General features: G+C 62.5%; 12 protein-coding genes. 10 read left to right on the forward strand and 2 right to left on the reverse strand.

From position 1 onward, the window contains the following. Positions 1 to 123 precede the first annotated feature (123 nt). From YUO_RS0108075 to YUO_RS0108110, 8 genes are all read left to right on the forward strand, one after another. The gene (locus YUO_RS0108075; protein ID WP_028346792.1) at positions 124 to 1,788 is read left to right on the forward strand and encodes a bifunctional metallophosphatase/5'-nucleotidase; all 1,665 of its coding nucleotides are present in this window, start codon (positions 124 to 126) and stop codon (positions 1,786 to 1,788) included. A gap of 325 nt (positions 1,789 to 2,113) precedes the next feature. Next, positions 2,114 to 3,040, forward strand: a complete 927-nt coding sequence (locus YUO_RS0108080; RefSeq protein ID WP_028346793.1) for a histone deacetylase family protein — start codon at positions 2,114 to 2,116, stop codon at positions 3,038 to 3,040. Positions 3,041 to 3,169: 129 nt separating this feature from the next. After that, on the forward strand, positions 3,170 to 3,421 hold the full coding sequence (locus YUO_RS0108085; protein WP_028346794.1) for an exodeoxyribonuclease VII small subunit: 252 nt from the start codon (positions 3,170 to 3,172) through the stop codon (positions 3,419 to 3,421). Between the two features lie 147 nt (positions 3,422 to 3,568). Next, the gene (locus YUO_RS0108090) at positions 3,569 to 4,867 is read left to right on the forward strand and encodes a hypothetical protein (RefSeq protein ID WP_028346795.1); all 1,299 of its coding nucleotides are present in this window, start codon (positions 3,569 to 3,571) and stop codon (positions 4,865 to 4,867) included. A 329-nt stretch (positions 4,868 to 5,196) separates the two neighbouring features. Further along, on the forward strand, positions 5,197 to 7,143 hold the full coding sequence (gene dxs / locus YUO_RS0108095) for a 1-deoxy-D-xylulose-5-phosphate synthase (RefSeq protein WP_035726300.1): 1,947 nt from the start codon (positions 5,197 to 5,199) through the stop codon (positions 7,141 to 7,143). A 116-nt stretch (positions 7,144 to 7,259) separates the two neighbouring features. Next, positions 7,260 to 7,832, forward strand: coding sequence for a nucleoside 2-deoxyribosyltransferase (locus YUO_RS0108100; RefSeq protein ID WP_028346797.1), 573 nt, complete (start codon positions 7,260 to 7,262; stop codon positions 7,830 to 7,832). Continuing rightward, entirely contained in the window at positions 7,825 to 8,580 is a 756-nt protein-coding gene (locus YUO_RS0108105) for a TlyA family RNA methyltransferase (protein WP_028346798.1), read from the forward strand. The genes YUO_RS0108100 and YUO_RS0108105 overlap by 8 nt, the downstream gene beginning before the upstream one ends. Continuing rightward, positions 8,573 to 9,820, forward strand: a complete 1,248-nt coding sequence (locus YUO_RS0108110) for a class I SAM-dependent RNA methyltransferase (RefSeq protein WP_028346799.1) — start codon at positions 8,573 to 8,575, stop codon at positions 9,818 to 9,820. Before YUO_RS0108105 ends, YUO_RS0108110 begins: the two co-directional genes overlap by 8 nt. 185 nt (positions 9,821 to 10,005) lie before the next feature. On the opposite strand, the gene YUO_RS0108115 is transcribed toward YUO_RS0108110, so the two are convergent. Then, positions 10,006 to 10,857 (reverse strand): DUF1194 domain-containing protein, encoded by an 852-nt coding sequence (locus YUO_RS0108115; protein WP_028346800.1) that lies wholly within the window; start codon positions 10,855 to 10,857, stop codon positions 10,006 to 10,008. A gap of 342 nt (positions 10,858 to 11,199) precedes the next feature. Between YUO_RS0108115 and clpS the strand changes: the two genes are divergently transcribed. After that, a complete protein-coding gene (gene clpS / locus YUO_RS0108120) occupies positions 11,200 to 11,505 on the forward strand; it encodes an ATP-dependent Clp protease adapter ClpS (RefSeq protein WP_028346801.1) in 306 nt (101 codons plus the stop codon). 67 nt (positions 11,506 to 11,572) lie between these two features. Here clpS and YUO_RS46080 read toward each other — a convergent pair whose 3' ends face one another. Then, a complete protein-coding gene (locus YUO_RS46080; RefSeq protein WP_156908545.1) occupies positions 11,573 to 11,860 on the reverse strand; it encodes a hypothetical protein in 288 nt (95 codons plus the stop codon). A gap of 153 nt (positions 11,861 to 12,013) precedes the next feature. Here YUO_RS46080 and YUO_RS0108125 point away from each other — a divergent pair, with 153 nt between their 5' ends. Then, positions 12,014 to 13,351 carry an adenylate/guanylate cyclase domain-containing protein gene (locus tag YUO_RS0108125; RefSeq protein ID WP_028346802.1) on the forward strand — a complete coding sequence of 446 codons (1,338 nt, stop codon included), beginning with the start codon at positions 12,014 to 12,016 and terminating at the stop codon, positions 13,349 to 13,351. Positions 13,352 to 13,387: the final 36 nt, after the last annotated feature.

Genomic DNA, 13,387 nt, shown 5'->3' on the forward strand with positions numbered 1-13,387 from the left:
AGTTTGGCCTCTTGCTGGATCATGTAGGATGTGGCCACCGTCATTGCGAGCTGACGGGGCGCGCGAATGCGCGCCCCGTTTGCAGTAATGACGTACATAACAACAAGCTACTTGATCAGTGCCATGAATTCGCTTCTCCGTCCCATCCTTGCATTGTTGATCTTGTTTGCGCCTGCGACGCCATCAGGCGCGCAAACCACCGCGCCGGTGGACCTGCGCATCCTCGCGATCAACGATTTTCACGGCTACCTCCGTCCGCCGCCGGGCGGAATCACGATCGCCGATCCCGAAGATAAGACGAAGAAGATCACCGTCGCCGCCGGCGGCGCCGAGCATATGGCGACGCTGGTGCGCCAGCTTCGCGACGGGCACAAGAACTCGATCTTCGTCGCGGCCGGCGACTTGATCGGCGCCAGCCCATTCCTGTCGGCGATGTTCCATGATGAGCCGACGATCGAAGCGCTGTCGATGATGGGGCTAGCGCTTTCCTCCGTCGGCAATCATGAGTTCGACGAGGGCAAGGACGAACTCTTGCGCATGCAAAATGGCGGCTGCCATCCGGTCGACAAATGCCAGGGGCCGCACCCGTTTACCGGCGCGAAATTCCGCTATCTCGCTGCCAGCACGATCGAGAAGAGCAGCGGCAAGACGGTGTTTCCTCCATACGAAATCCGCGCGTTCGACGGCATCCCGGTCGCCTTCATCGGCCTGACCTTGAAGGGCACCCCTAGCCTCGTTGCACCTGTCGGCGTTGCCGATCTCGAATTCCGCGACGAGGCTGATACGGTGAACGCGCTGATCCCGGAACTGAAGGCGCGCGGCGCCGAGGCGATCGTCGTCCTGATCCACGAAGGCGGATTGCCGACCGGCGATTACGACGAATGCCCTGGCATTTCGGGGCCGATCGTCGATATCGTGAAAAAATTCGACAAGGCGGTGGATGTCGTGGTCTCCGGCCATACTCATCGCGCCTATGTCTGCGAGATCGATGGACGGCTCGTTACCTCCGGCGACAAATACGGCACGCTCGTCACTGCGATCGATCTCAAGCTCGATCCCGTCACGCGCGACGTCATCAGCGCCAAGGCCGACAACACCATCGTCCGCACCGCAACGCTGGCGAAGGACGCCCAGCAGACCGCGCTGATCGAATCCTATGACCGGCTGGCCGCGCCGATCGCCAACCGCCCGGCGGGTTCGGTGACCGCAACGCTGTCGCGCGCGCCCAATGCCGCCGGCGAGAGCCCGCTCGGCGACATCATCGCCGATGCGCAACTCGCCGCGACCAGCAGCGAGACGAAAGGCGGCGCGCTCATCGCGTTCACCAATCCCGGCGGCGTGCGCGCCGACGTAACGCGGAAGGAAGATGGCGCGGTGACCTATGGCGACCTGTTCGCCAGCCAGCCGTTCCGCAATCAACTGGTGACGCTGACGCTCACGGGCAAGCAGATCAAGGACATGCTGGAGCAGCAATGGCTCGATCCGAAGCGGCCGCGGATCCTGCAGGTGTCGAAGGGATTTGCCTATGCGTGGGACGCCACAAGGCCTGACGGCGAGCGCGTGCTGCCGGAGCGGATGCTGCTGAACGGGCAACCGATCGATCCAGCCGCGAGCTATCGCGTCACCGTCAACAATTTCCTTTTCGTCGGCGGCGACGGTTTCACCGTGCTCACACAAGGAACCGCACCGCAGGTCGGCATCTACGACGTCGACGCGCTGCACGCCTATTTTGCTGCAAACAGCCCGGTCAGCCCGACCGCCGCCGATCGCATCACCAGGATAAATTAGCTGCGACGCGAAGGCCCGTTCCCTGGGTGCTGCGCAGCGCCAACAGCGCGTTTACGCGCGTCTTTGACGCGCTATGCCTTCGCGGGTGGTGCGCTGCCGATCCGGGGGTCCATGCGCTGCTGCCGTGGATCCCGGCTCTGCGGCGCATCGTCACCGGACGATGCTTCGCATCGCCGGGGAGACGCCGCGCCGCGTCAGGGACACAGAAACTGCAAGAAAAGCCATCATCGTCTTGGGCAATGCCCCGGGCCTTTCCGAGCGGCCTCTAACCACCTAGATTAGCCCCTTCCTTACCGGCGCGTTCCTTATACGCCAGGATTTTTGCATGACGCTGCTTCTGACACATACCGCCTGTCTCGACCATGTCACGCCTCCGGGGCACCCCGAGCGTCCCGACCGGCTGCGCGCGGTCGCCGAGGTGCTGGGGGAAGAGCGTTTCAAGCCGCTCTCACGTGGCGACGCACCGGAAGGCGATCTGGATTCCGTCACGCTGTGCCATGGCGAACATTATATCGGCGAACTCCGCCACATCGCCCCTCAGAGCGGGATGATCTATATCGATGGCGACACCTCGATGTCGCCGGGCACCTGGGAAGCGGTGATGCGCGGCGTCGGCGGCGCGGTGGCTGCAACGGATGCGGTGATGTCCGGAACCCACCAGAACGCCTTCGTGGCGGTGCGCCCGCCCGGCCATCATGCCGAGGTCTCGAAGCCGATGGGCTTCTGCTTCTTCGACAATGTCGCCATCGCCGCACGTCACGCCCAGCGCAAATACGGCATTGGCCACGCCGCGATCGTCGATTTCGACGTCCATCACGGCAACGGCACGCAGGACATCTTCTGGCATGATCCGACCGTGATGTATTGCTCGACGCACCAGATGCCGCTGTTTCCCGGCACCGGCGCCAGCGGCGAGCGCGGCGAGCATGACACCATCGTCAATGCCCCGCTGGCTTCCGAGGACGGCAGCGCAAAATTCCGCGCTGCGTTCGAAAACCTGATCCTGCCGCAACTACAGAAGTTCTCGCCGGAACTGATCATCATCTCCGCCGGCTTCGACGCGCACTACCGCGACCCGCTGGCCTCGATCAACCTGAAGGCGGACGATTTCGGCTGGGTCACCCGCAAGCTGATGGATGTGGCGGACCATAGCGCCGGCGGGCGGGTTGTCTCGGTGCTGGAGGGCGGCTACGACCTGCAGGGGCTGAAAGAGTCGGTGGCGGCGCATGTCACCGCGCTGATGGGCGCGTAAATCCCCGCCACAATAGGCCCTCAAAAGCCCTTGTTTCGACGCGTTTTCTTCACGCGAACCGGTACCCACGTCGCTTGAAACGCTATAGTTTGATTCCGCGCCTCAATGGTGCGCATTCGGGAACTAGATATGGCCGAAAATAACCAGATGGACGTCAAAAAACTCTCCTTCGAGCGGGCGATCGAGGAGCTTGAATCGATCGTGAAACGGCTCGAGGACGGCAAGGTGCCGCTGGAGGAATCGGTCGCGATCTACGAACGTGGCGAGGCGCTCAAGCGCCGCTGCGAAGAATTGCTGCGGCAGGCGGAGGCCCGCGTCGACAAGATCACGACCGATGCGAACGGCCAGGTCACGGGGACCGAGCCGCTCGACGTGCAGTAAACCTGCCGTCTGGCCTTTCGGGGTTCGCGCAACAATCGGGAATATTAGGCGAATTCCGCCCTCCCGGCCGTGGGAGGCGGACCAGCCGAATTAGTTCTTTGCCCCCCGCACAGCCTGATATAGTCCGCCGACATCTGGGGACAGTACGTGCGCGTCGAGCACCGCCATATCATCTATATTCAGGGCTACGATCCGCGCGGGCTGGCGCAATATTACCGCATGTTCCGGACCGAGCTGCGCAAGTTCGGCCGGCTTTATCAGTTCCAGGCCACCATCAGCCGGCCAAAGGTGGTGTCCGACGACGAGATCGCGTCCTGGACTATCGATACGACAGCCTCCGACTGGCAGACACGCACGTCCTACGACTTCCTTCGGTTCGAGGACTTCATCCAGCAAGACCTGGCGTCGCCGATCTGGCGCACGGTGTTCAGCGCGGTCTGGATCTACTGGCGTCTCCTCTTCGCCGGCACCATCGCCCGCTTCGGCAAGGCGAACTGGCGTTTTGCGACTTTCATCACCTATCCGCACCTGGTGCTGTTGCTGGAAGCCGCGTGTGCCGCGGCCATCGCCTTCGTGTTCGAGAAAGGCCTGAACGCCATCGGCATTCCCGACGCATTCAGCATCGCTACCGCCGCCGCCATCTTCGTGGCGCTGCTCGGGGCCGTGCTGAAATACACGGAGAATGCCACTTACGTGCTTTATCTCCTGTGCGACACGATCTGGACCTGGGAGTTCTCGCACCGCGAGCGCCCGGAATGGGACCAGCGCATCGATCGCTTTGCGCAGCATCTGGTCAATGTCGCCAAGAGCACCGACGCCGACGAGATCGTCATCGTCGGCCATAGTTCCGGGTCGTTCCTGTCGACGGAAATGCTGGCGCGTGCGCTCAAGCTCGATCCCGCGCTCGGCCGTCACGGGCCGCGGATCATGCTGCTGACGATCGGCGGCAATTTCCCGATCGTCGGCTATCACGCCGTATCGAAAGAATTTCGCGAGCATCTGCGGATGCTGGCAGTCGAGCCGTCGATCGACTGGATCGACTGTCAGGCCCGCAAGGACGTGATGAATTTCTACCAGTTCGATCCGATCACGAGCCACGGCATCGACGTCGGGTCGGCGCGGCGCAACCCGAAGATCGTGCCGGTTCGCTTCCGTGACATCATCCGGCCCGAGCACTACAAGAAATTCCGCTGGCAGTTCTTCCGCGTGCATTTCCAGTTCGTGATGGCCAACGAACGGCCGAACGCCTACGACTTCTTCATGATCGTCTGCGGCCCGGTCCCGCTCAGCGCGCGCATGGCCGTCCCCGACGCTGCGCTTGATGTCGCCACCGGCGACTCCGGAGCGCGCGATCGGGCCTGGAAGAGGATCGAAGCGGCCACCGCCGCGGCCACAAGTGCCGCCGATTTGAGCAAACCGGAACCATCCGCCCGCCGCAGCGGTTGAAAAATCGACTTTTTTCGGCGCCGCGCTCCGGAACCGAATCGGCTCTCCGGGTTGGCTTTGGCAGCAGCTTTGGTGTAAAGCTTGCGGTTCTATGCGCTGGGGAAAGCAGCCTGCCGGGCAACTTTCCACGGCTGCAAGCACCTCAAATAGCTAAAGAAACTGAACCGGGAAGGGTTAGAAGCGACTAAGTGATGCATATCACATGGTTTAAACCGGAGTGCATCTAGGCTTTCAAATCAGGTACCGGCCTGCCGGACAGGCAGGTGGGTCCGGATTTTTCGCGGCGCGGTTAACGCGCTTCCCGTCTCGCGTCGGGCCTTTATCCCGACATGCAAAATTGGAATATCGCAGTGACCACATATAGTAAAACGCCGCTTCTCGATACCATCCGAACGCCCGACGATCTTCGCAAGCTCAAGATCGAGCAGGTGCGGCAGGTCGCGGACGAACTCCGCCAGGAAACCATCGACGCCGTTTCGGTGACCGGCGGCCACTTCGGCGCCGGCCTCGGCGTCGTGGAACTGACCACCGCGATCCACTACATCTTCGACACGCCGCGCGACCGCCTGATCTGGGACGTCGGCCACCAGGCCTACCCGCACAAGATCCTGACCGGCCGCCGCGATCGCATCCGCACGCTGCGCACCGGCGGCGGCCTCTCCGGCTTCACCAAGCGCAGCGAGAGCGACTACGACCCGTTCGGCGCCGCGCACTCCTCGACCTCGATCTCCGCTGGCCTCGGCATGGCCGTGGCGCGCGACCTCTCCGGCGGCAAGAACAACGTCATTGCCGTGATCGGCGACGGTGCGATGTCGGCCGGCATGGCCTATGAAGCCATGAACAATGCGGGCGCAGTGAATTCGCGGCTGATCGTCATCCTCAACGACAACGACATGTCGATTGCGCCGCCGGTCGGCGCGATGAGCGCGTACCTGTCGCGGCTCTATTCCGGCAAGACCTACCGCTCGCTGCGCGAGGCGGCCAAGCAGATCAACAAGCGTCTGCCGAAGATCCTCGCCAACCGCGCCAACCGCGTCGAGGAGTATTCCCGCGGCTTCATGATGGACGGCGGCACGCTGTTCGAGGAGCTCGGCTTCTATTACGTCGGCCCGATCGACGGCCATAACCTAGACCATCTGCTGCCCGTTTTGAAGAACGTCCGCGACATGGAAACCGGCCCGATCCTGGTTCACGTCGTGACGCAAAAGGGCAAGGGCTACGCCCCCGCGGAAGCCTCCGCCGACAAGTATCACGCCGTGGTCAAGTTCGACGTCGCCACCGGCGCGCAGGCCAAGGCCAAGCCGAATGCGCCGGCCTACCAGAACGTGTTCGGCCAGAGCCTGGTCAAGGAAGCCGAGAAGGACGACAAGATCGTCGCCATCACCGCCGCGATGCCGTCGGGTACCGGCGTCGACATCTTCAATAAGTCATTCCCGCAGCGCACCTTCGACGTCGGCATTGCCGAGCAGCATGCGGTGACGTTTGCGGCGGGGCTTGCCACCGAAGGCTACAAGCCGTTCTGCGCGATCTACTCGACCTTCCTGCAGCGCGGCTATGACCAGGTGGTCCATGACGTTGCGATCCAGAGCCTGCCGGTCCGCTTCGCGATCGACCGCGCCGGCCTCGTCGGCGCCGACGGCGCCACCCATGCCGGTTCGTTCGACAACGCCTATCTCGGCTGCCTGCCGAACTTCGTCATCATGGCCGCGTCCGACGAAGCCGAACTGGTGCACATGGTCGCCACGCAAGTCGCGATCAACGACCGCCCGAGCGCGGTGCGTTATCCGCGCGGCGAAGGCCGCGGCGTCGAAATGCCCGAGGTCGGCATCCCGCTCGAGATCGGCAAGGGCCGCATCGTCCGCCAGGGCAGCAAGGTTGCCCTGCTCTCGTTCGGCACGCGAATGGCCGAATGCGAGAAGGCTGCTGACGAACTCGCTGCCCACGGCCTGTCCACCACCATCGCCGACGCCCGCTTCATGAAGCCGCTCGACGTCGATCTGGTACTGAAACTGGCGCGCGACCACGAGGTTCTCCTTACCATCGAGGAAGGCGCGATCGGCGGCTTCGGCTCGCATGTCATGCAGACGCTGTCCGACCACGGCATGCTCGACGGCGGTTTAAGGATGCGTGCGATGATCCTGCCCGACGAGTTCATCGACCACGACTCGCCGACCGCGATGTACGCCCACGCCGGCCTCGACGCCAAGGGCATCGTCGCCAAGGTGTTCGATGCGCTCGGCAAGGACTATAAGACGGAAACCGTCAAGCTTGCCTGAGGCACAGCCCCCTTCGGTTCTGACCCGATCAGAACCGAAGGCTTGACTGTCTCGAAGGCTTAACTGTCTCGAAGCCTTGACTGTCTCGAAGCCTTGGCTCTTTCGCCGGTAGCCCCATGAAGATCTATCTGGCAGGTCCCGATGTGTTCCTGCCGGACGCCATCGAGATCGGGCGCCGGAAAGCTGCGATCTGCGCCCACTATGGGCTGACCGGCCTCTACCCGCTCGATAACGCGGTTAACCTTGCCGCCGCCGACGCGTCGCTTTCGATCTTCAAGGGCAATGAAGCAATGATGGATGCGGCAGACGCGATCATTGCCAATCTTACGCCGTTTCGCGGCCCCAGTGCCGACGCCGGCACGGTCTATGAACTCGGCTACATGGCCGGTCGCGGCAAGCTGTGCCTGGCCTATAGCAACGACCCCGCGGTTTATGTTGAGCGGGTAAAGCGGAACTACGATGTGACCAAATCCGCCACCGGCCATCTGATCGACGGCGACGGGCTGGCGGTGGAAGATTTCGGCCTGCCCGACAATCTCATGATGATCCACACGCTCGATCTGCATGGTGCTAGACTGGTGACGCCGCGGCAGCGGCCGCAGGATATCTGGCACGATCTCACCTCGTTCGAGGCCTGCGTCGCTGTGGCGGCGGATCGCGCTACGGCAAATCGGACTGAACTTGGCTGACAAGAGCGACAGCAAAACCTCTCCCCGCACGCGCGTGGACGTGCTGCTGGTCGAGCGCGGCCTGTTCGAAAGCCGCGCCCGCGCACGCGCTGCGATCGACGCCGGTGGCGTGACGGCCGACGGCAGGCCCGTGTTGAAGGCGTCGGAGATGATCGCCGCCAATGCCGAATTGTCCGCCCAGCCCGCGCACCCCTACGTCTCGCGCGGCGGCGTCAAGCTCGCCGGCGCGCTGGAGCAGTATCCGATCGAGATCGAGGACCATGTCTGCCTCGACGTCGGCGCCTCCACCGGCGGCTTTACCGAGGTGCTGCTGGCGAACGGCGCGAGCCTTGTCTTCGCCATCGATGTCGGGCGCGGCCAGTTGCATCCCTCGTTGCAGAACCATCCCAAAGTCGTGTCGATGGAAGAAACCGACATCCGCCAGTTCGAGGGCAAGCGCCTGCCCGCCCGGCCGGATGTCGTCGTGATCGACGTCAGCTTCATTTCCTTGAAGGCGGTGCTGCCGGTGGCGCTGGAGCTTGCTGCAGCGCCAACGCAGCTCCTGGCGTTGATCAAGCCGCAATTCGAGGCGGAACGAAAGCACTCCAAGCACGGCATCATCCGCAACGCGATGGTGCATCAGGCGATCTGCGACGACATCTCGGCGTTCGCCGCCTCGCTCGGCTGCACCGATATCCAGGTGTTTCCGTCGTCGATCAAAGGCGGCGACGGCAATATCGAGTTCTTCATGGGCGCGCGCCGTGGCTGAGAGCGAACGCCTCGTCATCGACCATGTCGGCCATCACGGCGACGGCGTCGCCATATCAGGCGGCGGCAACATCTATGTGCCGTACGCGCTCGGCGGCGAAACAATAGAGGCCGGTCCGGTTCCCGGCCACCATCCCGACCGCCGGCGATTGCTCAAGGTCGAGACAGCAAGCGTCGAGCGCGTCGCCCCGTTCTGTCCGCATTTCGGCGTCTGCGGCGGCTGTGCGATCCAGCACTGGGACGCCGAGCCCTATCGCGCCTGGAAGCGCGAGTTCGTGGTGACGACGCTTTCGCAGGCAGGAATCGATTGCGACGTCGCAGCCCTCATCGATGCCCATGGCGCGGGCCGCCGGCGCATCACCCTGCACGGCCGAATCGGAACGCATGGCGTGCTCAAGGTCGGCTATGCAGCGGCCGGTTCGCACGACATCATTCCGATCGACCGCTGCCCGATCCTCGATCCGCAATTGAGTGGCGCGATCGAGGCCGCCTGGGCCATCGCCGAGCCGTTGATCGCGATGGGCAAGCCGCTCGACATTCAGATCACCGCGACCAATAGCGGCCTCGACGTCGATGTGCGTGGCTCCGGGCCAGTATCTTCAGCCATGATCGCGCGGCTGTCGCGCATCGCCGAACAACACCGGCTGGCACGGCTGACGCGCCATGGCGAACTGGTGCTGATGCGAACGCCGCCCGCAATCTCGATTGGCTCGGCGCAGGTCACGCTGCCGCCCGGCTCGTTCCTGCAGGCCACGGTGGCGGGCGACGAGCGGCTCGCTGCGCTGGTATCGGATCATTGCAAGCGGGCCAAACATATTGCCGACCTGTTCTGCGGTGTCGGCCCGTTCGCACTGCGGCTTGCGGCAAAGTCGCGTGTCACCGCTTTCGACAGCGACGCCGGCGCGGTAGCAGCCTTGCAGAAGGCCGCGACCTCCACCTCGGGGCTGAAGCCGGTCAAGGCCGAGGCGCGCGACTTGTTCCGTCGCCCGCTGATGCCGCAGGAACTGCGCGACTACGACACGGTGGTGTTTGACCCTCCGCGGCAGGGCGCGCAAGCGCAGGTGACCCAGATTGCAGCGAGCAAGGTGCCGACGGTGGTTGCGGTCTCGTGCAACGCCACGACCTTCGCGCGCGATGCAAAGATCTTGATCGACGGCGGTTTTAAAATCGAAGGCGTCACACCCGTCGACCAGTTCCGCCACACGCCCCATGTGGAATTAGTGGCGCGGTTTAGGCGGTAAGGCGCTTCTTGCTTACCCCTGGAGGGGGAGGGTCGGCTCGCATGAGCGTAGCGAAATGCGAGACGGGGTGGGGTGATCTCTCAACTCGGGCACTGATCGAGAGGATGGACCGTCACCCCACCCCGCCGCTTCGCGTCGACCCTCCCCCCTCCAGGGAAGGGTGAAGCACGGTCCGAATTTCGGATTCACCTCCCCCACCTGTCCTGCCAGATCTTCTCGCCTATCATGCAATTGACGCGCGGCTCCCTGGCCGCTGCGGGCACTACCGGGCGTTCGGGCGTGCGGCCGGCGATCTCGAGCAGCAGCTTGGTGCGGATCGCTTCCTTGAATTTGTCGCGGTCCTTGATGGTCACCACGAACGAGCCTGGGCCGCCAATGACGCAATCCTCGTAATACAAATCGAGATTGTCGATATCCATGGTGGAGTAAGACGGTTCCTTCACCATGATTGGCAGGCCATTGATGACGATGCCCTTTTCCAACGCGGCATCGCGCGCGATGAGGACCGGCGCGCCGTTGTTGTTCGGGCCATCGCCCGAGATATCGATCACCCGCCGCAAACCGCGGTGCGGGCTCTCGTCGAACAGCGGCAGGGCGAAGTTGATCGCGCCCGAAATCGAAGTGCGCGATGCCCGGCGGATCGGGGTCTTGACGATCTCGTTGGCAACGGCATCGGCCGTCTCGGGTCCGTCGATCACACGCCAGGGGATGATGATCTTCTGGTCGGTCGATGCCGCCCACTCGAAATAGGTGATCGCGATCCTGCCGTTCGGCCCACTCTTGAGCGCCTGCAAAAACTCCTTGGAGACGATCGCCTGCGCGTAGCCTTCCCGCTGCAGCGCCAGTTCATCCATGTCCATTGAATAAGAGACGTCAACGGCAAGGACGAGTTCGAGGTCGACGGTCGGATTGGCGTCCTTTTCGGCGGCTTGGTGGCTCGGCCGGTTCGTTGGGTTCGGCGCGGCAACACCTGCCACGTCGCCGCCAGCGAGCATGCCGGCTACAAGCACGACCCCGATCGAGACATACCAGCGCATTGCGGCCCTCCCGTCGAACGTCAGTGATGGTGACATGCAAAAGGGCTGACGCAAAGCACTGAAATCATTTGTCCTTCACATTCGGGTTAGGATCAGGCTTCGTACACAGCCGGCCGCTCGGCCGGTTCCGCGCAGGCGATTGCCCGTCCGAGCCGGCGCGATGACCGCCCTGATCGAGCTGAAACCCTCGGCACCCCCCGGTTTCAGGACCGGCCCGGAGCCTGTAAACTGATCGAGACGGCCGTCAGCCGCGGCGATCAGACCATGGCGCAGCGCCTGGCGGACTGCTGCGCCAACTGAACGCGGCGGGCTCGTCGGATTTCCTTCGCTTCAGGGCTACAAATGGCAGATACCGTCGTCACGCCAAAAACCAAGGTCAAAACCAAGGTCGAACGGCCGCGCCTGCATAAGGTCATCCTGATCAACGACGATTACACACCGCGCGAATTCGTCGTCACGGTGCTGAAGGCCGAGTTCCGCATGACCGAGGATCAGGCCCACAAGGTCATGATCACCGCGCACCGCCGCGGCGTCTGCGTCGTCGCCGTGTTCACCAAGGACGTTGCCGAGACCAAGGCCACCCGCGCCACCGACGCTGGCCGCGCCAAGGGCTATCCGCTGTTGTTCACGACCGAGCCGGAGGAATGATTTTTCCAGTGCTCGCCTCTGGTTCAATCCGAACGCGGATCTACTAGGCTAGTAGAGCATGATGAGATCAGGTCCGGCCTGATGCTTCGTTGACCGCCCAAACAAAATATCGAAAACAACCCCATGCAAAGTAGCCGGCAACGGCCGGCGTAGCCCGCCGATTTTCCGAAACCATTTGGCGCGTCGGGCAAATCATCGGCACAATGGCATCATTGCCGCGGCGGGTTGGCTCAGACGTGAACTCATTAGCGCGCAGCCACAGCCTGATTGATGCAAGTTGGACAAACGCGAGGTGGTTGACGGCTCGCGATGCGCCCGAAAGCGGACGCATTATGCTCACTTTGAATTTTGTCAAGTTTGACTCGTACCAGACATGCTCGATAGACCAAGGAGACCGACCATCCGGCTCCAAAGGGATGCGCCCCTGTGTCTCACTCTCTGCCATGCTGTATGTGATAGCATTGTATCGGAGAGACGAGCACGGCGTAGCCTGTCAAGGACAGGAGCGATGGCTGAGGTTCCCTCAACCCACTACGTCAAGAGCGATGACGTATACATCGCCTATCAAGTGTTCGGCGAGGGCTCGCTTGATCTAATTTTCGTGCCGGGCTTCGTGTCGAACATCGAGGCCATATGGCAGTCGCCGAATCGAAGCAGATTCTTTCGGCGTCTCGCCTCGTTCTGTCGCGTCATCATTTTCGACAAACGCGGCACTGGAATGTCCGATCGAAGCTCTCAGATTTTTACGCTCGAACAACGTATGCACGATGTGCAGAGCATCTTGAACGAAGTCGGGTCCGAGCGTGCGGCGCTGTTTGGCATTTCCGAGGGCGGCCCGATGTCCTTGCTGTATGCCGCCACCTATCCGGAACGAACCTCGGCTCTCGTTCTGTACGGCGCTTACGCCAAGCGTTCCTGGTCGACCGATTATCCGTTTGGCTGGAACGACGCAAAGTGGAACAATGTACTTGACAATATCGAACACTACTGGGGAACCCCGCAAGGAATAAGCGCCACGATGTGGGCGCCCAGCATCGCCAGTGACCCTCGTGCCGCGGAGGGCTTGGCTTCATATTTCAGGGCATCGGCAAGTCCTGGCGCGGCGGCGGCAATCATGAAAATGAACCGCGAGATCGACGTGCGCCATATCTTGCCCGCGACCCGCGTGCCGACGCTCATTCTACACCGTACCGCAGAACGCGTGATCGACGTGGAGCATGCACGCTACATGGCTCAGCATATCCCCGGTGCAAAGCTAGTCGAGCTTCCAGGCGAGGATCACATGGCTTGGTTTGGCGATCAAGATTCGATTCTTGATGAGGTCGAACAGTTTTTGACAGGCAGACGCCATGCTCACGAGCCAGAGCGGGTGCTCGCAACCGTGCTGTTTGTAGATATCGCAGGTTCGACAGCACGGGCGGCGACACTTGGCGACAATTCCTGGCGGGAGTTGCTTGAGACGTTTTATGCCAGGGTGCGTGAGGTCTTGCATCAGTACCGCGGGCGGGAGATTAACACATCAGGTGACGGCTTGCTCGCCACCTTCGACGGGCCGGCGCGAGCGGTGCGCTGTGCTGGTGCCATCCGCGATACGGTGCGCTCGCTCCATCTTGAAGTACGGTGCGGCGTTCATACTGGTGAATGCGAGCTCGTAGGTAACGACATTGCTGGTATCGCAGTGCATACCGGCGCGCGCGTTGCCTCCATCGCGCCTCCAAGCGAAGTGCTGGTCTCGCAGACAGTGCGCGATCTAGTGGCTGGCTCCGGCCTGGTCCTGGAAGAATACGGCACTTATACGCTTAAAGGTGTGCCCAATGAGTGGCGCCTATTCCGTGCAGCAAACTGAAAGATTTACGGCATCCGGCGGGAGCCGCGGCTTAAG

It is taken from the genome of Bradyrhizobium murdochi (assembly GCF_000472965.1).
GTDB lineage: Bacteria > Pseudomonadota > Alphaproteobacteria > Rhizobiales > Xanthobacteraceae > Bradyrhizobium > Bradyrhizobium murdochi.

Coding starts and splice junctions, on each gene's coding strand:
- YUO_RS0108075 (WP_028346792.1), top strand. CDS start 124: ATGAATTCGCTTCTCCGTCCCATCCTTGCATTGTTGATCTTGTTTGCG.
- YUO_RS0108085 (WP_028346794.1), top strand. CDS start 3,170: ATGGCCGAAAATAACCAGATGGACGTCAAAAAACTCTCCTTCGAGCGG.
- clpS (WP_028346801.1), top strand. CDS start 11,200: ATGGCAGATACCGTCGTCACGCCAAAAACCAAGGTCAAAACCAAGGTC.
- YUO_RS0108115 (WP_028346800.1), bottom strand. CDS start 10,857: ATGCGCTGGTATGTCTCGATCGGGGTCGTGCTTGTAGCCGGCATGCTC.
- YUO_RS0108100 (WP_028346797.1), top strand. CDS start 7,260: ATGAAGATCTATCTGGCAGGTCCCGATGTGTTCCTGCCGGACGCCATC.
- dxs (WP_035726300.1), top strand. CDS start 5,197: ATGCAAAATTGGAATATCGCAGTGACCACATATAGTAAAACGCCGCTT.
- YUO_RS0108080 (WP_028346793.1), top strand. CDS start 2,114: ATGACGCTGCTTCTGACACATACCGCCTGTCTCGACCATGTCACGCCT.
- YUO_RS0108125 (WP_028346802.1), top strand. CDS start 12,014: ATGGCTGAGGTTCCCTCAACCCACTACGTCAAGAGCGATGACGTATAC.